23 protein-coding genes are annotated in these 21310 nt (G+C 55.0%); 9 read left to right on the top strand and 14 right to left on the bottom strand.

Annotated features, from left to right (window positions below; translation table 11 throughout):
- Positions 1–23 precede the first annotated feature (23 nt).
- Both AMM48_RS06380 and AMM48_RS06375 read right to left on the bottom strand, forming a co-directional pair.
- Positions 24–332: a type II toxin-antitoxin system RelE/ParE family toxin gene (locus AMM48_RS06380; protein WP_102783375.1), complete on the bottom strand. Its 309-nt coding sequence runs from the start codon at positions 330–332 to the stop codon at positions 24–26.
- Complete coding sequence (locus tag AMM48_RS06375; protein ID WP_102783374.1) at positions 325–558, bottom strand: type II toxin-antitoxin system ParD family antitoxin; 234 nt, start codon at positions 556–558, stop codon at positions 325–327. Before AMM48_RS06375 ends, AMM48_RS06380 begins: the two co-directional genes overlap by 8 nt.
- A gap of 242 nt (positions 559–800) precedes the next feature.
- Between AMM48_RS06375 and pgsA the strand changes: the two genes are divergently transcribed.
- On the top strand, positions 801–1352 hold the full coding sequence (pgsA, locus tag AMM48_RS06370; protein ID WP_022730946.1) for a CDP-diacylglycerol--glycerol-3-phosphate 3-phosphatidyltransferase: 552 nt from the start codon (positions 801–803) through the stop codon (positions 1350–1352).
- 28 nt (positions 1353–1380) lie between these two features.
- Positions 1381–1836 (top strand): molybdenum cofactor biosynthesis protein MoaE, encoded by a 456-nt coding sequence (locus AMM48_RS06365; RefSeq protein ID WP_102783373.1) that lies wholly within the window; start codon positions 1381–1383, stop codon positions 1834–1836.
- A gap of 9 nt (positions 1837–1845) precedes the next feature.
- Here the strand turns inward: AMM48_RS06365 and AMM48_RS06360 are convergent, their stop codons facing one another.
- From AMM48_RS06360 to AMM48_RS06345, 4 genes are all read right to left on the bottom strand, one after another.
- Positions 1846–2133, bottom strand: coding sequence for a hypothetical protein (locus AMM48_RS06360; protein WP_102783372.1), 288 nt, complete (start codon positions 2131–2133; stop codon positions 1846–1848).
- A 13-nt stretch (positions 2134–2146) separates the two neighbouring features.
- Positions 2147–2992 carry a hypothetical protein gene (locus tag AMM48_RS06355; protein ID WP_102783371.1) on the bottom strand — a complete coding sequence of 282 codons (846 nt, stop codon included), beginning with the start codon at positions 2990–2992 and terminating at the stop codon, positions 2147–2149.
- A gap of 119 nt (positions 2993–3111) precedes the next feature.
- Positions 3112–3765, bottom strand: coding sequence for a methionine biosynthesis protein MetW (gene metW, locus AMM48_RS06350; protein WP_101298926.1), 654 nt, complete (start codon positions 3763–3765; stop codon positions 3112–3114).
- Between the two features lie 4 nt (positions 3766–3769).
- Complete coding sequence (locus AMM48_RS06345) at positions 3770–4930, bottom strand: homoserine O-acetyltransferase (protein WP_102783370.1); 1161 nt, start codon at positions 4928–4930, stop codon at positions 3770–3772.
- Between the two features lie 177 nt (positions 4931–5107).
- On the opposite strand from AMM48_RS06345, the gene AMM48_RS06340 reads away from it, so the two are divergent.
- The 6 genes from AMM48_RS06340 (at position 5108) to AMM48_RS06315 (ending at position 10678) form a co-directional block, all read left to right on the top strand.
- Entirely contained in the window at positions 5108–6001 is an 894-nt protein-coding gene (locus AMM48_RS06340) for a chorismate mutase (RefSeq protein WP_022730952.1), read from the top strand.
- Positions 6002–6053: 52 nt separating this feature from the next.
- Positions 6054–7151: a histidinol-phosphate transaminase gene (gene hisC / locus AMM48_RS06335; protein ID WP_102783369.1), complete on the top strand. Its 1098-nt coding sequence runs from the start codon at positions 6054–6056 to the stop codon at positions 7149–7151.
- Position 7152: 1 nt separating this feature from the next.
- Positions 7153–8118 (top strand): prephenate/arogenate dehydrogenase family protein, encoded by a 966-nt coding sequence (locus AMM48_RS06330; protein ID WP_102783368.1) that lies wholly within the window; start codon positions 7153–7155, stop codon positions 8116–8118.
- 87 nt (positions 8119–8205) lie between these two features.
- On the top strand, positions 8206–9087 hold the full coding sequence (locus AMM48_RS06325; protein WP_101298936.1) for a DMT family transporter: 882 nt from the start codon (positions 8206–8208) through the stop codon (positions 9085–9087).
- Positions 9088–9149: 62 nt separating this feature from the next.
- Positions 9150–9710, top strand: a complete 561-nt coding sequence (locus AMM48_RS06320; RefSeq protein WP_022730956.1) for a gamma-glutamylcyclotransferase — start codon at positions 9150–9152, stop codon at positions 9708–9710.
- Complete coding sequence (locus AMM48_RS06315; protein WP_102783367.1) at positions 9710–10678, top strand: DMT family transporter; 969 nt, start codon at positions 9710–9712, stop codon at positions 10676–10678. Before AMM48_RS06320 ends, AMM48_RS06315 begins: the two co-directional genes overlap by 1 nt.
- An 84-nt stretch (positions 10679–10762) precedes the next feature.
- Here the strand turns inward: AMM48_RS06315 and AMM48_RS06310 are convergent, their stop codons facing one another.
- From AMM48_RS06310 to ftsE, 4 genes are all read right to left on the bottom strand, one after another.
- Positions 10763–11554 (bottom strand): 1-acyl-sn-glycerol-3-phosphate acyltransferase, encoded by a 792-nt coding sequence (locus tag AMM48_RS06310; protein WP_102783366.1) that lies wholly within the window; start codon positions 11552–11554, stop codon positions 10763–10765.
- A gap of 84 nt (positions 11555–11638) precedes the next feature.
- Entirely contained in the window at positions 11639–12295 is a 657-nt protein-coding gene (locus AMM48_RS06305; protein WP_244271133.1) for a YdcF family protein, read from the bottom strand.
- Positions 12296–12479: 184 nt separating this feature from the next.
- Positions 12480–13382 carry a cell division protein gene (locus tag AMM48_RS06300; RefSeq protein WP_102783364.1) on the bottom strand — a complete coding sequence of 301 codons (903 nt, stop codon included), beginning with the start codon at positions 13380–13382 and terminating at the stop codon, positions 12480–12482.
- 90 nt (positions 13383–13472) lie between these two features.
- Positions 13473–14150 (bottom strand): cell division ATP-binding protein FtsE, encoded by a 678-nt coding sequence (ftsE, locus tag AMM48_RS06295; RefSeq protein WP_101299962.1) that lies wholly within the window; start codon positions 14148–14150, stop codon positions 13473–13475.
- A 361-nt stretch (positions 14151–14511) separates the two neighbouring features.
- On the opposite strand from ftsE, the gene AMM48_RS06290 reads away from it, so the two are divergent.
- Complete coding sequence (locus AMM48_RS06290) at positions 14512–15348, top strand: DUF3426 domain-containing protein (RefSeq protein ID WP_102783363.1); 837 nt, start codon at positions 14512–14514, stop codon at positions 15346–15348.
- 233 nt (positions 15349–15581) lie between these two features.
- Here the strand turns inward: AMM48_RS06290 and AMM48_RS06285 are convergent, their stop codons facing one another.
- From AMM48_RS06285 to argH, 4 genes are all read right to left on the bottom strand, one after another.
- The gene (locus AMM48_RS06285; RefSeq protein ID WP_102783362.1) at positions 15582–18035 is read right to left on the bottom strand and encodes a DUF4175 family protein; all 2454 of its coding nucleotides are present in this window, start codon (positions 18033–18035) and stop codon (positions 15582–15584) included.
- 443 nt (positions 18036–18478) lie between these two features.
- Entirely contained in the window at positions 18479–19744 is a 1266-nt protein-coding gene (gene lysA / locus AMM48_RS06280; protein ID WP_022730964.1) for a diaminopimelate decarboxylase, read from the bottom strand.
- A complete protein-coding gene (locus AMM48_RS22280) occupies positions 19741–19887 on the bottom strand; it encodes a lipoprotein (protein WP_022730965.1) in 147 nt (48 codons plus the stop codon). Before AMM48_RS22280 ends, lysA begins: the two co-directional genes overlap by 4 nt.
- A complete protein-coding gene (gene argH, locus AMM48_RS06275) occupies positions 19884–21299 on the bottom strand; it encodes an argininosuccinate lyase (protein ID WP_102783361.1) in 1416 nt (471 codons plus the stop codon). The genes AMM48_RS22280 and argH overlap by 4 nt, the downstream gene beginning before the upstream one ends.
- Positions 21300–21310: the final 11 nt, after the last annotated feature.

The raw sequence follows: 21310 nt of genomic DNA, 5'->3' as shown, positions 1-21310 counted from the left end.
GCAAAAAGGGCGAACTAAAATACTTAGGGTTTTTCCACATCGCTCATATGCCGCTCTTTATCCATAGCATCATGTAGGACGCGGACAACGAAAATGCCGCTCTCTTCAATCAGGTAATAGATCATATGGCGCCCATGATGATGGCTGTGCATACCGGGATGAAGCATCCCCGCATCACGTCCGATATGCGGGGATGCGGCAAGATTGTTCAGGCAATCACGCAATGACAGGAAATAACCCTCTGCCTGTTGCGCTCCGAATGTTTCATAGGAATAGATATAAATTCCTTCAAGGTCGGCGTCGGCCTTGTTGGACAGGACGTATTCAGCCATCCGTCAATTTCTTGTGGGCCGCGTCCATGATGTCTTCAACCGTGCGTGGGCTTTGTCCGCTGTTCACGCCTTCTGTCAGGGCGCGTTGAAGCAGCTTCTGTTTGCGTTGGTCCTGTCGGATCAGATCGCGGACATAGTCGCTGGAACTGGCGTACTCGCCACTTTCAATCTGGGTTTCGACCCATTCGCGCATGGGATCGGGCAGGGAGACATTCATCGTTGCCATCGGGACACTCCATTTTTAGCGGATGGCAAAATATGCCAAATATTGTCATTTTGGTCCATGGCTGATTCTGCGCCGGTTCAAATACACGTGATTGGGCAGGCCGTAGTGCTTCTGTTTTATTGCAATTTAAGACGCCCCTTGTGATCCCGGCGCCAAGCCTTTAATAATTGCCCGTCTTCGGGGAGTGCAGAAGCCTTAGAACCGGAAGTCATCGCCATAAATACCTGCAAACAGGCCTGTTCATGAAAAACCAGATCCCCAATCTGCTGACTTTGTCGCGCATCGTTGTGATCCCGGCATTGGTGGCATCATTTTACATTGATGGCCCGTTGGGCAACTGGTTGGGCTTTGTGTTGTTTGCCTTCGCCGGTATCACCGATTTCTTCGACGGGTATCTGGCGCGCAGCATGAATGTGGTATCCCCGCTGGGTCGGTTCCTTGATCCGATTGCCGATAAGTTGCTGGTGGCAGCTGCCTTGATGATGATGGTGTCGTTTGAACGGATTGCCGGGTTTTCTGTGCTGCCGGCCGTGATCATCATGTGCCGCGAAATCATGGTATCGGGCCTGCGCGAACATTTGGCCGAGCTCAAGGTGCCGCTGCCGGTCACGGTTCTGGCCAAATGGAAAACCACTGCCCAGATTCTGGCCATCGGGTTCCTTCTGGTCGGCGATGCGTCGCCTGACATGATCCCGTCGGTCCTGATTGGGGATATCCTGCTGTGGATTGCCGGTATTGTGACGGTTCAGACCGGATATCTTTATCTGCGGACCGGGCTTAAGCATCTCGACTAACACGAGACTGGATTAAAGGCAGGTCGCCATGACGCGTGTTTCCGTTCAGCAAGATGATTTTGATCCGGGGGCCGAACTTGCGGCCCTGACCGACGGTCGTACAGACATCGGGGCGGCGGTCAGTTTCGTCGGGTTGGTGCGTGATATTCATGGTGGCGACACCGTGTCCGCACTCACCCTTGATCATTATCCCGGCATGACCGAACGCGAACTTGAAAAAATCGCCGATGAAGCCGGCAATCGCTGGAAACTTGATGGCATTCGCATCGTGCACCGGTTTGGCCGGATGGAACCCGGCGAACGCATTGTTCTGGTGATTGCCCTGTCGGCACATCGCAGGGACGCGTTTGAGGCCTGCGATTTCGTGATGGATTTCCTCAAAACCCGGGCACCGTTCTGGAAACGCGAAGAAACCCAGAACGGCGAAAAATGGGTCAGCGCAAAGGCATCAGACGATGCCGATGCGGACCGTTGGAACAGCTAACTCTCCCCCTTAAACCAGAAACTTGCTGACCAGACTTATAATGCCTTCGATGGCCGATTGCAGTTCGGCGGCATTGTTGATCTTGGCGCGCAGCCTGCTCATTTCCGCCAGATCGGCGTCAGTGACGGTCACAGATTGCGCAAGGTTGGCGGTTTGTAGGGCCACCAGTGTCGATTGCGCCTTTTGCACACTTTCTGACAGCACGATTTTCTGATTGATATCGGCCGCGTCATAGGCGGTTGCGATTTCGACATAGGCTTTTTTCGATTGTGCGATCAGTTTGTCGAGATTGGGCATGGTTGATTTCCCCCTAATTGGTTGCAGTTTGCGCCAAGGCTGTGCCCTGCGTGATCAATTCCTGCGGGCTCATTTTGTTGATGTCACCGACCAGTGAAATGCCCTGTTCAACCGCACTTAAAAGCGATGCGACATCCAGGCGGGCATAATTGTCGATCTGGTTTTGCAGGCGGTTTCCAAGGGTGTTAGCGCTAACAAACTTGCGCAGGGTGTCGGTTTGCATCTGTTTTTCGGCCTCGGTCAAAGCCTGCCAATCTTGCCACCACAACTGATAGCGCAGCGTGTGGGCGTCCTGATCGTCGGTCTTATCAGCACGGATGGCATTGAGCTTTGCGATCAGCGTGCTGCGCTTGGCCAGCAACTGGGGTGGATTTTTGGTGAAATCACCGGTGATGGTGGCAAGTTGCCCGCGCAGTTTTTCAAGGATCGGGCCCGACTGTGTGACGGCGGATGCGCCCAGTGCTGACCCGGCTTCGATATTATCGAAAATCGCGACAAACTGCTGATATTGCGTACGTAAACCCGACAGCGTGTCTTGCCATTGTCGTGCAACACTTGGATCAATTTTGGCCCCGTCCGGATCGATCAGGACATCAATGTTCGATGCCGATACCGTGCCGGTGAAGTCGGTCATGTTGGTGACGAATTCATCGCGCTGTGCCGATGGGGCCTTGGAAAACGAGGTAAACTGCGCGTCATAGGCGGTGCCATAACTGTCAAAGGCGGCTTGGGTGGCAGTGCCAAACTGGGTGACCGACAGTTTCAGCGTTTCCGCCTTTTGCGAACAGGCGGCCAGTAAACTGAGGGTGGCGACGATCAATGTCGTGCGGCAGATCTGGGAGAATTTTGAAGCTGTCATGTGGGCCCCGTCTGAAAAATGTGCCGTGGCGGCGACAGGACTCAGACGGGGAAATTGGCGGTTTGTGACAGCCAGAAACACAAAACTGATTAGTCAAAAAAAGTGATTAATCACCCGTATTATTTGCTCAGCATGAATAATGCCTGATTGCCAAAGAAATTGGCAAAGCGCGAATGGCTATCGATGCTGACTTTCGAGCCGCTTTCATTGAGCACCATGGAGCGTTCGATCTTGACCCCCATGTCATCGCACATGCCGACAAAGTCGCGCACGGTGCAAAAATGGATGTTGGGGGTTTCATACCACATGATCGGCAAGTTGGGGTTTTGCGGCATCCGCCCGCGAAACATCAGATCAAACCGTGCGCGCCAATGACCGAAATTCGGGAAGGAGACAATCGCCTTATTACCGATGCGCAGCAGTTCCGACAGCACTTCTTTGGGGCGATGGGTGGCCTGTAGCGTCTGGCTGAGAATGGCGTAATCAAAGGCGCCGTCGGGATAATCACCAAGATCGCGATCCGCATCGCCCTGCATCACCGGCAATCCTTGGGCGACGCAATTACGCACCCCTTCGTTTGACAGTTCCAGCCCGCGGCCATCAACTTTTTTGGTCCGCGTCAGATAGCCCAGAAGTTCACCGTCGCTGCACCCGATATCAAGAACACGCGTGCCCGGTTCGACCATGTCGGCAATTAATTGCAGATCAACACGAATGCGGTCGCTGTGCAGCGGGATTGCAGCACTATTTATATTTGTATGAGGATTGTTCATGGCGTTATTTCAGCCCCCGGATTTCGGCGGCACCGTCGATGAAACCGCCGAGAACCATGTGGAAATCAGGTTCATCGAGCAAGAAGGCGTCATGGCCCTTATCGCTTTCGATTTCGACACAGCTGACATTGCACGACGCGGCATTGAGCGCGTGGGCCAACTGGCGGCTTTCGGCGGTGGTAAAGCACCAGTCGCTTGAAAACGACACAATGCAGAACCGCGTTTTACTGCCTTTAAAGGCATCGGCCAGCCGCCCGTCGTAGTCAATCGACAGGTCAAAGTAATCCATCGCACGCGTGATATAGAGATAACTGTTGGCGTCAAACCGGTCGACGAAGCTTTTGCCTTGATGGCGCAAATAGCTTTCGACCTGAAAATCGTGATCGAAGCTATAGGTGATGGACCCGCGATTTTGTAGTTTGCGGCCAAATTTACGGTGCAGGGCAGGCTGCGACAAATAGGTGATGTGCGCTGTCATGCGCGCCACGGCCAAACCGCGGGCGGGTTTTTTGTCTTCAAGCAAATAATTGCCCCCGCACCAGTCGGGATCGGCCATGACCGCCTGACGGCCAACTTCATGAAAGGCGATGTTTTGCGCCGAATGGCGGAATGAGGTCGCAATCGGGGCGGCGGCAAACACCCGCTCGGGGTAGCTTTTGCACCATTCGAGCACCTGCATGCCGCCCATTGAGCCGCCAATGACGGCAAATAGGCTGTCGATGCCAAGTGCGTCAATCAGCATGGTCTGGGCGCGCACCATATCGGCAATGGTGATCACCGGGAAATCAAGGCCCCACGGCTTGCCGGTTTCCGGATTGGTGTCCTTTGGCCCGGTACTGCCAAGGCAACCGCCAATGACGTTGGAGCAAATGACGAAATATTTCTCGGTATCAATGATTTTGCCGGGACCAACGATTTCAAGCCACCAGCCGTCCTTGCCCGTAATCGGGTGAACTTCATCGGCAACATATTGATCGCCGGTCAGGGCATGGCAGACCAGAATGGCATTGGATTTATCGGCGTTCAGTTCACCATAGGTCTGATAGGCAATTGTGAAGGGCCCAAATTCAACACCGCTATCAAGGCGCAACTTATCGGTTTCCCCCAACACCATGTGATGGCCGGGAAGCGGTGCGCGCTTATCTTTGCTGGCGGTGGTTGGCATGGACGTCGATTTTCCTTTGGTTGGTGTCATCCTTGTCGGCAAGGTATGACTTTAATCCTTACGATGAAGGAAATCAGTCTGTTCTAGCTAGGAATACGCCAAGGTTTAGTCAATCTTTTCTTTGCATTTCTGCGGCCCTGTCCTAATACTGTGCGCCGTTCAAAAGATGAGTGGATTATGGCGTTAGACAACGAAAATTTGGCAAATCTTGACCTTGATGGGCTGCGTGGCGAGATCGATGATATTGATCAAGCGCTGCAAGCGTTGATCATTCGCCGGACCAAGGTTGTGCAGGCGGTTGGCGCCTATAAGGACCGTGTGATTGCGGCGGGTGGCAAGGTAAAGGTGCCTTATCGTCCGGCGCGCGAAGCGCGTATTATGCGCACCCTTGTCGAACGTCATGACGGTGCCTTTCCCAAAACAGCACTTATTCAAATCTGGCGCGAAATGATCGCGGCCGGTACGCGGCTTGAAGCACCTTATACCGTTGCACTTTGCCGCAATGCAGAAGGTCAGGATTGCTGGGAACTGGCACGGCTGAATTTCGGGTGCCTCAACGAGATTGTCGAATTTGAGACCCCACGCGAAGCATATGGGGCACTTGAAGACGGTCGGGCGGCAGTCGGTGTGTTCCCCAAACCCGAATTTGGTGAGCCGATGCCGTGGTGGACGCTTTTGACCGAACAAAGTGCAGTCAGGGTTGTCTCCAAGCTGCCGTTTGGCGGATGCCCGGTTGGGCGCGGGGAGCAGACCGAGGGTTTTGTTCTGGCGGCAATTGATCTTGAAGACAGTGGTGATGACCGAACGCTGTTCGTGGTAAGCCTGTCAAAAGAGATTTCGATGGATACGGTGCGCAAAAAAATTGCGGATGGGATCGACGGTTCAGCAATCCTTGGCTTTTCTGACGAAATGGCGTCGGATCGGCGTTTTGTTCTTGTTGATGTGCCGGGATTCTTTTGTAATCGCGCCGATGCGTTTCAAGCCACACTGGCACAGCAGGGACTTAATCCCGAAAGCCTGCGTGTGGTCGGCGCCTATGCCGTGCCGATTTCGGAAGACGCACTGAGTTAAAATTCAGTGGTGGTTTGGATAAGCCACCACGTCCTTTGGGAGAATATACGTAATGTCTGCGCCCACCCCACGCCCCGGTATTCTTGAAATTGCGCCCTATCAGGGTGGTAAATCCAGTGCCAACAGCACGCAGCGCGTGATCAAGCTGTCGTCAAACGAAGGCGCGCTTGGCCCGAGCCCCAAAGCCATGGAAGCGCTGCGCAATACAGCCGATCGTCTGCATCGTTATCCGGACGGCGGATGTGACTTGCTGCGCAAAAAGCTGGCTGAGAAATATGATCTTGAAATGGATCAACTGGTCTGTGGTGCCGGGTCAGACGAGCTTTTGACCCTTTTGATCCGGGCCTATGCCGGACCGGGCGACGAAGTGCTGTATTCCCAGCATGGTTTCCTGATGTATCCGATTACCGCCAAGGGTGTTGGTGCAGTGCCGGTCGCGGCAGCTGAAACCAACATGACGACCAGTGTTGATTCGTTGCTGGCCGCCGTGACGGACAAAACCAAGATTGTCTTTGTTGCCAATCCGAACAACCCGACGGGAACCTACATCACGGATGCGGAAATGAAGCGTCTGCGCGATGGTTTGCGCGAAGACATCGTTCTGGTGGTGGATGCGGCCTATGCCGAGTTTATGACCGGTCAGGAAGATTACTCAGCCGGTGAAGAACTTGTCCGTTCTGGCAACAACACGGTGATGACCCGGACATTTTCCAAGATTTATGGTCTTGGTGGTATTCGCCTTGGCTGGTGCTATGCCCCGGTCGAGATTGCCGATGTGCTGCAGCGTTTGCGCAACCCGTTCAACGTTTCCCTGCCAACGCAGGAAGCCGGTGTTGCCGCTCTTGACGATGATGACTTCGTCAATGATTGCGTGCGCCACAATGCCGAGACGCTGGCGTGGTTCCGCGATGAGATCAACGCGATTAGCGGTCTGACCGCACATCCGAGCTATGGCAACTTTGTCATGATCGAATTCCCGACAGAGGATGGCAAAAATACAGATGCCGCCAATGATTTCATGATGGCGCGCGGCGTGATCCCGCGCAAAATCGGTGCCTATGGCCTGCCGCAGATGTTGCGTGTTTCAATTGGCACGAAGGAAGAAATGGATATCTGCCTTCAGACCATCAAGGATTTTGTGAACGCTTAAAATGACCAAAACTGCATCCCAACCGTTGTTTAACACTGTCGCCTTTGTCGGTATGGGCCTGATCGGCTCGTCCATGGCACGCCGTATCAAGCGTGATGGCCTTGCCAACAAGATTACCTGTGCTGTGCGGTCCGAGGCGACCCGCGACCGGGTGCTTGAACTGGGTCTTGCCGATGAAGCCTATTGCGACATCAAGGACGCGGTTGGCGATGCTGATCTGGTGATGCTGTGCGCACCGCTTGGCGCCAACGAGGCGATTGGCGCACAGCTTTCAGGGGCCTTGAAGAAGGGGGCGATTGTTTCGGACGTCGGGTCGGTCAAACAATCTGTGATCCGTGACATTGCCCCGCAACTTGACGAAGGCGTGCATTTTGTTCCCGGTCACCCGTTGGCCGGGACCGAACATTCCGGCCCGGATTCCGGTTTTCCGGAACTGTTTGAAGAACGCTGGTGCATCTTAACGCCGGTTCCCGGTGAAAGCGAAGATGCCGCTGACAAGGTTACTGCCCTTTGGGAAGCGTGCGGGATGTATGTGGAACGCATGGATGCGGACCATCATGACCGCATTCTGGGGATTACATCGCATCTGCCCCATCTGATTGCCTACACGATTGTCGGGACAGCGACCGACCTTGAAGATGCGCTGCGTCAGGAAGTAATCAAGTTTTCCGCGACCGGTTTTCGGGACTTTACCCGTATTGCCGCGTCCGACCCGACCATGTGGCGCGATGTGTTTTTGAACAATCGCGAGGCGGTTCTGGATGTTCTGGGACGTTTTCAGGAAGACCTGATGGCGTTGCAACGTGCCATTCGCTGGGGCGAGGGGGACAAGCTGTTTGAGCTGTTTTCGCGCACCCGTGAAATCCGGCGCGGCATTGTCGATGCCGGGCAGTATTTTGCTAATTTCTCGGCCGAAGGTGAAGCACGCCAAAGCGACGAGACGGGCAAGAAAAAGACGGATGAATAAATAACGGATGGCCTGTGTTGTGCAGGTCACCAGTCGGTTTGATGATGTGCCCCAAATTGCATCATCAGCCGGACCAAGGGGATAGTCATGTCTGCCACCAGCCACCCGGCATTCGCACGGTTCATGCCGTTTGTGTTTGTGTTCCTGTGGAGCACGGGCTTTGTCGGTGCGAAATTCGGCCTGCCATATGCCGATCCGTTCGTTTTCCTGTTTGTCCGATTTGTCATTGTGCTGGTTTTGATGGTGCCGGTTGTCATCCTTATGGGGGCAAAATGGCCGAAAACCTGGCGCGAGGCGGTCCATATCGGGACCACGGGCGCGCTGGTCCACGGGCTGTATCTTGGCGGGGTGTTCTGGGCGATTGATACCGGCCTTCCAGCCGGGCTGGCGGCCCTGATTGTCGGGTTGCAGCCGGTTGTCACCGCATCGGTTGTCGGGGCGATTTTGGGTGAGCGGGTGTCGCTGCGCCAATGGGGCGGTCTGGTGCTTGGCCTTGTCGGGGTGGCGCTTGTGCTGGTGCCCAAAATCGGTGACGGGGTTGGCATTACCGCATTTGGTATCGGGCTGGCAGTGGTTGCACTGCTCGCCATGACGGCGGGCACCCTTTATCAAAAGCGCTTTTGCACTGGTATGGATCTTTTGAGTGGCACAGTCGTTCAATATGTTGCGGCCAGTCTTGTTGTCGGGGTGATTGCGCTTATCAAGGAGCCGTTGACGGTTGAATGGAGCATGGACTTCATTCTGGCGATGGCGTGGCTTGTTCTGGTGTTGTCGATTGGGGCCATCATGTTGTTGATGGTTTTGATCAAACAGGGGGAAGCCACCCGCGTTGCCAGCATGTTTTACCTTGTCCCGCCGACGGCTGCGATGTTTGCGTGGCTTCTGTTTGATGAACAGCTTGGTCTTTTGGGATTTGTCGGGTTCGGGGTTGCCGCACTCGGGGTGGCATTGGTGATGATCAAGCGTTAGGGTCCTGATCCGCGCTTCATGGCATGCGCGAACCCGAACATAGAAGACTTTTGGAGGATATCGTGACGGACGCCCAGGATAGATGGGTCTTTGGATATGGTTCGCTGTTGTGGCGGCCGGGGTTTGAGTTCGCGGAAAAAGCGCGTGCCAAGCTGCCCGGTTACCATCGGTCGTTCTGTATCTATTCCCATCACTATCGTGGCACGCCGGAAAATCCGGGGCTTGTTCTTGGCCTGAACAAGGGCGGGGAATGTGTGGGTAATGCCTTTCGCATCACACCGGAAAACTGGGGGATCGTGAAAGGGTATCTGGACGAGCGCGAGCTTGTGACCAACACCTATATTCCTGCCGATGTCGAAGTCGAACTTTCTGATGGACGCACAGTGATCGCACATACCTATGTTGCCGATCCGACCCATGAACAATATGCCGGGAACCTTCCGGTGCGCACCGCGGTTGAGATCATTGTGGCGGCACATGGCAATGTGGGTCCCAATCTGGAATATCTGGAAAACACGGTGTTGCATCTGGATCAAATGGGGATTGTCGATCCGCCGTTGCATGATTTGATGGATCTGGTGCGCCGCGAATACGGCGAGATTAATATGGGGGCGGGCATCTGATGAGCCACGCGAATGCGTCGAATGTATCGAACGCGCCGAGTGTGACACAGGGGGATCAAACCCCGCTGCCGCTGGCTTATTTGATGCTGGTGATCTGTGCGATGATGTGGGGATCAAACCATGTTGTGGCGCGCGGGGTGAATGCGACAGTGCCGTTTGAAGCATTGGCATTCTGGCGCTGGGTTGTGGCGGCTGTGATGCTGTTTCCGTTCTGTGCCAGATACCTTGGGCGCGATTTGCGACTGATGGCGCAGCACAAGATGTCGATGTTTCTGATCGGCTTTACCGGTGTCTTCCTGTTTTCGATCATCATCTATCTTGCGGCCTATAATACAACGGCGGTCAATACCGGTTTGCTCAATGCAACCGCCCCTGTGTGGGTTCTGATCTTTGCTGCGGTCTTAACCGCAAACAAGCCCACGTTAAGTCAGTGGGTCGGGGTGTTGGTGGCCGGTGTTGGTACGGCAACGATTATTGCGAAGGCCGATTTTTCGGTCTTTACCGAGATGAGCTTTGTCTCGGGCGACGTGTTTGCCATGGTATCGGCCATGGTTTGGGCGGCCTATTCGATGTTGCTTAAACGTGCGCCAAAGGGAGTTCATCCGCTGAGCCTTGTGTTTGTGTCGGCCCTGATTGGTCTGGTGTTTTTAACCCCGCTTTATGTCTGGTCGCTTGTGGTGAACGGCGAGCCGTTCTTTACCCATCTTGATCCGGCGTGGCCCGACATGATGAAGATTTTCTATATCGGTGCGGGGCCAGCCTTCTTTGGATATCTTTTCTGGAACAGGGGGGTGTCGATTGTTGGTCCGGCGACGGCGGGTGTCTTTATGTATCTGATCCCGGTGTTTGCCAGTGGGCTTGCGATTGTCTTTCTGGGGGAAGAATTGCACCTTTATCATCTGGGCGGGATTGCTTTGATTGCCTTTGGCATCTGGCAGGCGACCAAGAAAAAACGCGCCGTATCCTAAGGCAAAAAGACATACAAAAGGCCGGGATGCGCTGTGCAATCCCGGCCTTTGTTATTTCATCGATCTGACAACCGACCTTTCGGATCAGGAGGTTTTTTCCTGATTGGCCTCTTCTTCGGCGGCGATGTCGGCAGAGGTCAGCATCGGCAGGTTAAATTCGCGCTGTGCCTCGGTTTCAAGTTCGCGGGTGCGGGTGTCGATGCGGGTTTTGATTTCTTTCATGAAGGTCTTGCGGTCCAGACCATGTTCAATCGGGGTCATCAGTTCCATGGTGACGCGGCCACCATATTTCATGAAGCTATCCTTGCCCCAGAACATGCCGGAATTGACCGCGACCGGAATAACCTTGATGTCCGGGAAGGCCTTATACAGCGCGTAAACGCCCGGATGATAGGGGCGGCTTGATCCGGGTGGGGTGCGCGTGCCTTCGGGGAAAATGATCACCTGACGGTTTTCTTTGAGCGCCTGTGACGCCCCCTTGATCATATCCTTAAGCGCAGATCCCCCGGCGGAACGATCAACCGCGATCTGACCTGAGAGGTGCAGAAACTGCCCGACCAGCGGGATTTTGATCAGTTCCTTTTTGAGGATATAGGCCGGATCGGGCACCACAGTGTGAAAGGTCAGAGTTTCCCAAGCCGATTGATGCTTTGCGACCAGAATGCAGGGGCCATCGGGCAGATTTTCAAGCCCGGTGATGCGTTTGTACATACCTACTGAATGGTTCAGGGCAAACTGGGTCAGCACACACCATGCATGGCCGACAAACTGGCTGGCTTTGCGGCCACAGACCATCAAGGGGATCATGCTGATGCACAGCAGGGCTGTTCCGCCAAAAAACAACACGTTAAAAAGTAACGCGCGCAGGGCTCTCATTCAGAAAAATCCTTCAAACGCTTATGTATCTGGTGCTTTGTAACAGTATTACGGCAATCGTAAAATGGCGATTGTTGATCCGCCTTAGCCGGTTTTGTTATTCGATGCGGAATAGTCGTTCTGATCGGGTTCGGTGGCACCTGGTGTTTGCAACGACGGGTGATTGCCACCGGGCAGCCAGTGTAATATCGAGTTGCGCAGGCTGGCGAAAAGGTACTTGTTAAATTCGCTGGCGATCAGGGTCGTGCTGCCGGGATACCGCCACCAGTTTTCGATGCGGACCGTATCGGGGAAGACGGGGTTGGCGATGATATCGACACCGGGCATCAGGCTTTTGAATTCCAGAAGGGATCGGCGCATGTGATAGTTCGCGGTGACAATACGAAGGCTTTTGTAGCCCTGTTCGTTGACCCAGACAGCGGTTTCCATGGCATTGCCACGGGTGTTTTCCGCGACATGTCCCAGCACAACGCAACAGGCAATCAAACGCGGGTCGGATTTTCCGACCGACAGCAATTCATCGACTTCAACGCCGCGATAAACCCCGGAAATGAAAAGTTTTTTTGCCAACCCACGTGCGAGCAGGCGGCGCCCTTCCGACAGGCGTTCACTGCCGCCGGTCAGAACCACAATGGCATCGGTGCGCTGATCGGGGTTGTCGACCGTGGTGGGGATGGACTCGACATACCAGACAAATCCGGCAAGCCACACCAGACCGAGAACGATCAGGGTGGAGAGCAAAAAACGGAACCTTCGAGACCGGCGCCGGAGTTGCACGCTAAGCGGTGGTTTGTTCATTTGGGCGTGCCTGATGTGGGGCGTGCGGACATGAGTGCGGATCTCCTAAGGCCATGATCCCAAAAGGGAAGCGTGATCAGACTATACGAAGGAGCGCGTCTGGTGACAACATCGCTTGCGCGCAGAATTATAACATTTGGCGTAAGACACGCAGCACAGTACGGGTTGCCGTAAGATAAGCAACCAATGCGACAATAAACGGAATGGCAACGATAAGGGCAATGAATACTGGACTGAAAACCAGCGACGGGATCGGCCAGCCGGCGCGCAGGCCAAGCCAGGCAATAAAAGCAGAGACCGCCAGTGATATCAAAAGCCCGACCAAGGCGCCAAAAAACGCCAGCCGTTGGCTGTGGCGGCCAAATTGTCGGGCGATATAATCATCCTGTGCACCAATCAGGTGCAAAAGTTCGATGATTTTATGATGGATCGAAAACCCTGATTTGGTGGCAAAGACAATCGACAGCATGGTCGCACCAAACAGAACAACGATCAGAACGGTCAAGGCAAGTTCGACCGAAAAGGCGACATCGGCAATGCGTTCGATCCAGATGCGGTGATCATCCAGCACGGCCTCAGGCGCAATTTCACCAAGCTGGCGTTCGAGGGCATCAAAATTAAAGCCGGTTTCCGGGGTGATTTCGATGATGCGCGGAATGGGAAGTTCGCTCACGACCTCATCAGGGCCAAGCCAGGGTTCAAGCAGGGCGGCCATGGTTTCGGGGCTGAGTTCTTCGATCCTGGCGATGCCGGGCAGGCTTGCCAATTCATCAATGATGGTGTCGACGGTTTTTTGCAGGGCGGCTTCGCGTTGTTCAGGGCTGCGTTTTGCCAGTTCGGTTGGCGGGACCTGTATCGACAGGCTGCCTTCGATCTGCCCGGACCATTGGCCAACGCTATCGTGCAGAGCACCAAGGCCGACCATCGAAAAGGTCAGCAGGGCCACCATCAGGGCGACGATGCAGGGCAGGAAGCGCGATGAAGAATCGGCTTCGAGCGGCAGATGTGACGGATGTGAGCGAAAAGCCATAATCGTCTGTTGGTCCTGTTGATCGAGGTGGCGTCGATATCTTAGCCCGGTATTTTAACCCAGTATTTTAGCCCGTATTTTAGAATTAGCTTAACCCGATTGGGTCACGTCATGCAGTGTCGCACCTTCGAGCAGCCATTGGGTATGGCCAAAGCGCCGCACGAGTTGCCGGTTATGGGTGGCAATCAGCACAGTGGTGCCCAGTTTGTTGAGTTCTTCAAACAAATAGAGCAACCGCATGGCAATGCGGTCATCGACGTTGCCGGTCGGCTCATCGGCCAGAAGAAGGGCCGGGCGCCCGATGACGGCGCGCGCAATTGCCACGCGCTGTTGCTGCCCACCCGACAGGCGCGATGGCTGCGCATTGATATGATCGCCCAGACCGACCCATTCGAGAAGTTCGGTGACATTTTTGCGAATTTGCAGGTCTTCGACACCAGCAACGCGCAAGGGCAGGGCCACATTTTCAAATGTGCTGAGGTGATTGATCAGGCGGAAATCCTGAAACACCACGCCGATTCTTCGCCGGATCGCGGGCAGTTCATCGCGCGGAATGCGGATATTGTCGCGGCCAAAAATATTTATTTCGCCCCGAGTCTGACGCAGTGCCAGATACAAAAGACGCATCAAGGTCGATTTGCCGGCACCCGACGCGCCGGTCAAAAAATGAAAGCTGCCGCGTTGGAGGCTAAAGTTCAGGTCGCGCAAAATTTCCGGTCCGGATTCGTACCGGACTCCGACGTTCCTGAAACTGACAACTTCGGTCAAAATCGGCGCTCCACTTGATCGAATGACGGTTTGCACAGGCGATTGCCATGGCAAATCACAAGAATTTCTCTTAACGTCGTTGGGGTTGGCGAAATGCCTTGGCATTCCAATATCGACACCATACCTACCCGCGACGCACAATTTTCTATCTGTTTCGGATGCCACGATCAGTGGCTTTACGCAATGTTTAGACACCCAAATTGAGGCAGCTTCTGTTATCTCTGCTTAACAGTCTGTTAAATCGCCGCTATTTACATATAGTGTTATTCTCTGCCGACGATATCGGGGGACCGTTGGCCATGAGTATGTTAAAGGCCATCCCCGTGTTTGGTTCCGCTGACATCGAGATGCCAGGTTTGCAATGATCATAACTTGCCCAGATTGTTCCAAGAAATACTCCGTTAAAACGGAGGCCATCGGCCCAAAGGGCCGAACTGTGCGCTGTAAGAGCTGCGGCAATAGCTGGCATCAGGACCCTCCGGGGGCCAAGAAGCCGGAACCCGCACCTGCACCAGCAGCACAATCGGACAGCGATTTGCCTGCACCATTTAATCAGGAAGGGGCGCTGGGCGCTGATTTCAATGCTGATCGAATGGGCGGCGGGGGTGTTGACCCCGGATTTGAAGATGCGGACAAAATTCCCGATCCGCCCCCTATCCCCGAACAGCTGATTCGCAACAATCCGAAACCGGCCCCCAAAAAGAAAAAAGGGATTGTTGGCTGGATCGTGTTTTTGCTGCTGATTGGTGGGATTGGTGCGGGTGGTTACTTTGCCAAGGACATCCTGATCAACCTTTGGCCGCCGATTGCCAAGGTCTATGACATGGTTGGCCTTGATGTGCCCCATGTTGGCGACGGTCTTGATATTCGTGAATTGCCACCGACCCGCGAAGACGAAGACGGCGTCGATGTTTTGGTCGTGCGCGCCGAGATCGTGAACATCGTCGAAGAGCCGGTTGTGTTGCCGTATCTTCTGATTGAGCTTCTTGATCCGCTTGATCGTGTGGTTCAGCGCAAGAAGATGCCGCTGATCTATGATGAGACCAAGGCTCAGGCCGGTGCGGAAATGCCGATGGAGCAGCAAATGCTGCCTGCGGGTGAAAGCATTACGGTTGAAACCAAGATCCGGCGTCCGAACCCGACGGCAACCCGTTTGCAGGTCACGTTCCTTGACCCGCGTGAGGCCGCCGAACCTTAAACCTTTCGGGGTGGTAAAACCAGTTGATGCAAAAGGCAGCGTTCAGTCGCTGCCTTTTGTTTTTGTGGGAAACGCGACGGCGCGTCATTGCGCCATATCGGCACGCAGGGGTGGTTTGGGTTTCGCAGGATGTGCGACGGCATAGATGTTGTTAAAATGCCGTCAGGGCCGTTTAAAGGCGTTCCATGAGGTGCGTCAGGTGCGTCAGGTGCGCGTGACGGGACTAACGCTTCCTAGAACCGTTTGAGCAGGCGGTCGATGTATTCCTGTTCGATCTGCGGACGGTCAGGGTCGCCCGACCGCCGGCGCAGTTCCTGCATGATGCGCCATGCACGTTCGAGGGTATCGACATTGGGAATGGTGGTTGTGCCATCCCCACCAACCGGGCGCCCCAGGGGATCGCGACGGCCATTCCCTTGCAGGTCTTCGAGCATCGGGGCAATTTGGCTGAGCCCTTCGAGCGCGCGGCTGATTTCGCCAATGCCCTGTTGCAAGTTTTCCATGGCTTCGCGCTGGTATTTCAGGGCTTCGTGCGACCGGTTGCGGCCAAGGGCCTCGGCAGCCCGGCGCATGGCCTCAATCACCGAATTCATGCCGCTGATGTCGCCAAACTGCCCAATGCCCGGACTGTTCATGATATCACCGGCGTCATCGGCAAGGCCTTGTTGTTCATTGGCGCGCGGGCCGGGGCCGTTGGCGTTGGCCGGGTTGTCCCCCTCGTTCATGATGTCTTGCTGGCGGCGGGACAGATCGCGCATGCCATCAAGCATTTCGCGCAAAGACGAGGTGATGTCCATGCCGCCTTCGCCGGTGGTGACTTGCATGTTTTCGACAAGTTCGCGCAGCCGGTCAATCAACTGGCGGGCGTCATCACGTGCGCCTGCGCGCATCAGGGCATCAATCTGATCAATGATCCGCGATAAGTCTTGCTGTTCGAGGGTGGCACTTGCCTGGGATTGATCGTCCGAGGCGGGTGTTGCTTCGCGGGTCAGTGCGGCAAGATATTCATTTAAGGCATTGCGGTATTCTTCGATCAGACGGGCGATTTCGGTTTCGGTCACGTCGGGATCAGCAAGGGCCTGCAACAGACGTTCTTCGGCTTCCATCAGGTTGCGTTCGGCAATGCCATAGCTGCCGCGTTCGATTTCCTCGGCGATGTGCCACAAAAGCCCGGCGACATTCTGATGCACGGTGCGGTCGTCAAGGTTGGCCGATAACCGATTTTCAGCCACCGACAGGGCCAAAAAGACGCCGATCTGACCATTAAAGGCCTGCGGCGCATAGAGGACAGGCAAGAGGGCCTGCTGCATTTCAAGTGCGCGGTCGGGATGGCGCAACAGTGTGCGCCGGATCGCAATCAGCTTTTGCGCAACCGGATGGGTAAATTCGCGTTCGGGCAGCACAATTGATCGCATGTCGCTTTGGGCGGTTTGTCCGGAATTGTCGCGCGCGTGCATTTGAATATTGACCGGCAATCCTGCCCACGGGTGGGCAACCAGATCAATGAAGCGCGGGCCTTCGATGCGAGTTGGTGTGCTGCTATGGGTGGGTTCTTCGCCCTTGAGATCGCGTGTGATGGCATCAATCGGACCGAATTGATCATCCATACCGTCGGTGGGGGCAGGGGTGATGACAAGATCAAGTTCCGCCATGCCGTAATCATCATTGGCAACGTAATCAAGGCGCAGATGATCGCGCCGGGTGACCGATGGCGGGCTGACAAAGCCAAGTGTCGGGGCGGTGTCGGCCACCAGATTGATGTTCAGTGTCATGCGGTCATTGCCCCAGACCGAAATCCGCCATGTGCCAGACTGATTGATTGCGGTCGACAGGACATAGCTGTTGTCGTTGCTTTCGGCGATCGGCCGTTCCCCATCAGGCGCAGTCAGGGTTGGTTCCCAGATGCTTGAGATCGTGCCATCAAGGGTCGATCCGGCGGGGACCTGAAAATTAATCACCTCCCCGTTGGAGGGCCCCCCAGTGGTCTGGTCTTGTGGGTCATCTGTTCCGGTTCCTGTTGCGGATTGATTGGCGGCGTTTGCCCCGGTTTCGGAAATCTGCAAGACCCGGGGGACTTGCCCGGTATAGGGGGGCGGGGTGACCCACAAAGTTGCCGTGAAATCAGCCGCACCCAAGCGTTGCAGGGGACTAAAGGCCTTGGAAAACCGTTCAGAAACGGAGTTGTGACCAGCCATGATGCCAACAAACAGCAGCAAAACCGGAATGGCGACGATGCCGTAACGGTCAATCCGGCTGATCGCGGGGATCGGGCGCGGCAGACGCAATTTTACGATGGCGGCTTCATGCAGGCCGAGTTGCTTTTGCCAGAGATAGCTTGTGAGCGGATCTTCGGTCTCGGATATGTGGTCGTCAAGACTTTGCAGCGGATTGTTTTCAAGCCCGTTTTCGCGCTCCAGCCGGTGCAGGATATCGCGTCGGGTTGGCCAGCGAAAATTCCGCCACGGCACAGTGACGGCGACCATCATGGCAACAGACAATATCGACAGCAAAATGATGTGCCCCGTCGGGGGCAAAAATTCAAACGTGCCGGTTAAGGTCAGGCCAACGACAAGGACGATCAGGCCAAAGGCCGGGATCACGCAGGGCCATACCTTTTCCCACAACAAAACCATGCGCGTTCGGCGCACATGATTTTCCATTGCAGGATGCGGCGGTATCAGCGACATGCGATGAAGGGTCCTTTGTGCCAGTCAGTGGCTATGGTGTACCGCGAGTTCACTCCTTCTAGAGTTTGGGGCTTTGCGGACTTTGGTCAAGTTATTGCGCGGGTGTGGCGGCAAATAAAAAGGCGACCCTGAGATGAGGGCCGCCTTTAAAATAACATTGGATGGTCGCGTTTACTTTAGGGTCTGAACCCAATTTAATGTTTAAAATGGCATCAGAACAAGCAAGATATGCAAGGAAATCTCCGCCGCGCGGGGTGGTGCCCCGGGCAAGGGGATTGACGCAGCAGGTCGCAGAGTGTCCTGATTGTCCTTCGGATCGGAGGAATTTGCACGGGCTATTACGTCGCATCACCTTGCAAGGCAGCGAGCCTTGCTGCGGTAATGCTCCTGATATCCGCACAAATTCCTCGCGACCATTTCAAGCATTCAATTCGGTTCAGACCCTAATCAAGCCAGCCCGGAATGCGGTCCATATTGATCAGTTCGTCGATTTCCTGACGCGGGCGGACAATGGCAAATTCGTCGCCCTTGACCAGCACTTCGGGGGTCAGCGCACGGGTGTTGTACGTCGATGACATCACTGCACCATAGGCACCCGCCGACATCACGGCGACAAGATCACCGGCCTTGAGGTTATCGGGCAGTTTGCGATCCTTGCCAAAGGTATCGCCGGTTTCACAAATCGGGCCGACAATATCAACCGTTGCCTGTTTGTCGTTTTCACCCTGTTCATCGACCGGGATGATTTCGTGATAGGCGTTATACAGCGTCGGGCGGATCAAATCGTTCATCGCGGCATCAAGGATGACAAAACGTTTTGCTTCGCCGTCTTTGATGTACATGACGCGCGACACCATGATGCCTGCATTGCCGGCAATCAGACGGCCCGGCTCAAGCGTGATGTGACAACCAAGGTGCGAGACGGTTTCACGCACCATCTGGCCATAAGCATCGGGCAGGGGCGGTGTTTCGCCCTGATAGGCAATGCCAAGACCGCCACCAAGATCCAGATTGCGGATTTCGATGCCCTCAGCACGCAGTTGTTCGACCAGACTGGCAAGGCGGGTAAAGGCCTCGCGGAAGGGGGTCAGGTCGGTCAGTTGCGATCCGATATGCATGGCAATGCCGGTTACCTCAATGCCGTCCATGGCGGCCGCATCGCGGTAAACCTCAATCGCGCGGGTCCAGTCGATGCCAAATTTGTTTTCGGCTTTTCCGGTGGCGATCTTTTCATGGGTTTTGGCATCGACATGCGGATTGATGCGCAATGCAATGCGGGCCTTTTTACCCATATCAAGGGCAACCCGGTTCAGTTCGATCAGTTCGGGAATGCTTTCGACATTGATCTGGGCAATGTCGGCCTCAAGGGCTTCGCGCATTTCGTCTTCGGCCTTGCCGACACCCGAAAAGATAACTTTGCCCGGTGCGATACCGGCCCGCAGGGCGCGGCGCATTTCACCAACAGATACAACGTCGGCACCCGCACCCAGCTTGCCCAGCGTTTTTAAGACAGCCTGATTGGAGTTTGCCTTGATCGCATAGCAAACGGTCGCATCCAGACCGGAAAATGCGTCAGCATAAACCTTGTAGTGGCGTTCAAGCGTTGCTGTGGAATAGCAAAAGAACGGGGTACCGACTTTTTCAGCCAGCTCCGGGAGGGCGACGCCTTCTGCGTGAAGGACGCCGTCGATATATTCAAAATGGTTCATTTGGCCGGATAGTCCCTTGGATATTCTTGACCTTTGTCGGTTGGCGGTTCAAGCGGGCCTTTTTTACCACAGGCCGCAACCGACAGTCCGAGCATTACAGCAAGTGCGACAATGGTGCCGCGTTTAAGCAAGGCGTTGTTCATTTGAGGAACCTTTCCTTTGCCGCAGCAACGGATTCGGTCACACGAACCGGGGCCGTGCCGCCAAAGCTTTGACGCGCAGCGACCGATGCTTCGACGGTCAGCACATCATACACCGCATTGGTGATTTTCGGCTCGATCCCCTGCAATTCGTCAAGCGACAACTGATCAAGGTCACAGCCCTTGGTTTCGGCCAGTTTGACGGTGGCCCCGACCACATGGTGGGCATCGCGGAACGGCATGCCAAGTTCAGCAACCAGCCAGTCGGCAAGATCGGTTGCGGTGGTATAGCCCGCCCCGGCGGCCGCACGCATGTTGTCGGTGAAGACTTTCATGTCGGCAATCATACCGGTCATGGCGGCCACACACAGACCAAGATGGTCGTGGGCCTCAAACACCGGTTCCTTGTCTTCCTGCATGTCCTTGGAATAAGCCAGCGGCAATCCCTTCATCGACAGCATCAGGGAATTATAGCAGCCAACAATACGCCCGATTTTGGATCGGATCAGTTCGGCGGCATCCGGGTTGCGTTTTTGCGGCATGATCGAGGAGCCGGTCGAAAACTTGTCGGACATACCGATAAATTTGAACTGTGCCGAACACCAGATGACCATTTCCTCGGCCAGACGCGACAGATGCATGGCGGTGATTGACGCGGCATTGAGATATTCCAGCGCGAAATCACGATCCGATACCGCATCGAGCGAGTTTGCCGTCGGGCGGTCAAAGCCAAGCGTACTTGCGGTCATGTGGCGGTCAATCGGGTAGGGCGTACCGGCAAGGGCGGCTGAGCCCAGCGGGTTTTCATTGACCCGTACACGGCAATCGGCAACGCGCCCACGGTCACGACCAAACATTTCGACATAGGCCAGAAGATGGTGGCCAAAGGTCACCGGCTGGGCCGCCTGAAGGTGGGTGAAGCCCGGCATGATGGTTTCGGCGTGCGTGCCAGCCTGCATGATCAAGGCTTCCTGAAGGCCCTTAAGGCCGACTTCAAGATCGGCCAAGGCAACATCGCGGACCCACAGTTTGAAATCGGTTGCGACCTGATCATTGCGCGAGCGCGCAGTATGCAGGCGACCGGCCGCCGGGCCGATCAATTCACGCAGGCGGCTTTCGACATTCATATGGATATCTTCAAGGGCGGCTGAGAATTTGAAATTCCCGCTCTCGATTTCTTGAAGAATCTGGTCTAGACCATTGGTGATTTTGTCGCCATCTTCGGCAGGGATGATGTTCTGCTTGACCAGCATCGCACAATGGGCCTTTGAACCCTGGATATCCTGGGCATAAAGACGTTTGTCAAAGCCGATGGAGGCATTGATTTCTTCCATGATGGCAGACGGGCCTGCTTCGAAGCGGCCGCCCCATAGGGAATTGGCGTTTTTCTGGTCGGTGGCGTTTTGGTCGGTCATCGTGATCCGCA

It is taken from the genome of Thalassospira sp. GB04J01 (genome assembly GCF_000751115.1).
Classification (GTDB): Bacteria; Pseudomonadota; Alphaproteobacteria; order Rhodospirillales; family Thalassospiraceae; genus Thalassospira; species Thalassospira lucentensis.
The sequence above is the reverse complement of the archived record's forward strand: the minus strand, read 5'-3'. Positions and strand labels throughout refer to the sequence as shown.

Excerpts from the sequence above, each read along its gene's own strand:
- AMM48_RS06365 (WP_102783373.1), top strand. The coding sequence starts at position 1,381 with ATGACGCGTGTTTCCGTTCAGCAAGATGATTTTGATCCGGGGGCCGAA.
- lysA (WP_022730964.1), bottom strand. The coding sequence starts at position 19,744 with ATGAACCATTTTGAATATATCGACGGCGTCCTTCACGCAGAAGGCGTC.
- pgsA (WP_022730946.1), top strand. The coding sequence starts at position 801 with ATGAAAAACCAGATCCCCAATCTGCTGACTTTGTCGCGCATCGTTGTG.
- metW (WP_101298926.1), bottom strand. The coding sequence starts at position 3,765 with ATGAACAATCCTCATACAAATATAAATAGTGCTGCAATCCCGCTGCAC.
- AMM48_RS06285 (WP_102783362.1), bottom strand. The coding sequence starts at position 18,035 with ATGTCGCTGATACCGCCGCATCCTGCAATGGAAAATCATGTGCGCCGA.
- argH (WP_102783361.1), bottom strand. The coding sequence starts at position 21,299 with ATGACCGACCAAAACGCCACCGACCAGAAAAACGCCAATTCCCTATGG.
- AMM48_RS06310 (WP_102783366.1), bottom strand. The coding sequence starts at position 11,554 with ATGAGAGCCCTGCGCGCGTTACTTTTTAACGTGTTGTTTTTTGGCGGA.
- AMM48_RS06345 (WP_102783370.1), bottom strand. The coding sequence starts at position 4,930 with ATGCCAACCACCGCCAGCAAAGATAAGCGCGCACCGCTTCCCGGCCAT.
- AMM48_RS06360 (WP_102783372.1), bottom strand. The coding sequence starts at position 2,133 with ATGCCCAATCTCGACAAACTGATCGCACAATCGAAAAAAGCCTATGTC.
- AMM48_RS06340 (WP_022730952.1), top strand. The coding sequence starts at position 5,108 with ATGGCGTTAGACAACGAAAATTTGGCAAATCTTGACCTTGATGGGCTG.
- AMM48_RS06290 (WP_102783363.1), top strand. The coding sequence starts at position 14,512 with ATGATCATAACTTGCCCAGATTGTTCCAAGAAATACTCCGTTAAAACG.
- AMM48_RS06380 (WP_102783375.1), bottom strand. The coding sequence starts at position 332 with ATGGCTGAATACGTCCTGTCCAACAAGGCCGACGCCGACCTTGAAGGA.
- AMM48_RS06375 (WP_102783374.1), bottom strand. The coding sequence starts at position 558 with ATGGCAACGATGAATGTCTCCCTGCCCGATCCCATGCGCGAATGGGTC.
- AMM48_RS06325 (WP_101298936.1), top strand. The coding sequence starts at position 8,206 with ATGTCTGCCACCAGCCACCCGGCATTCGCACGGTTCATGCCGTTTGTG.
- AMM48_RS06315 (WP_102783367.1), top strand. The coding sequence starts at position 9,710 with ATGAGCCACGCGAATGCGTCGAATGTATCGAACGCGCCGAGTGTGACA.
- AMM48_RS06330 (WP_102783368.1), top strand. The coding sequence starts at position 7,153 with ATGACCAAAACTGCATCCCAACCGTTGTTTAACACTGTCGCCTTTGTC.
- AMM48_RS22280 (WP_022730965.1), bottom strand. The coding sequence starts at position 19,887 with ATGAACAACGCCTTGCTTAAACGCGGCACCATTGTCGCACTTGCTGTA.
- AMM48_RS06300 (WP_102783364.1), bottom strand. The coding sequence starts at position 13,382 with ATGGCTTTTCGCTCACATCCGTCACATCTGCCGCTCGAAGCCGATTCT.
- AMM48_RS06355 (WP_102783371.1), bottom strand. The coding sequence starts at position 2,992 with ATGACAGCTTCAAAATTCTCCCAGATCTGCCGCACGACATTGATCGTC.
- hisC (WP_102783369.1), top strand. The coding sequence starts at position 6,054 with ATGTCTGCGCCCACCCCACGCCCCGGTATTCTTGAAATTGCGCCCTAT.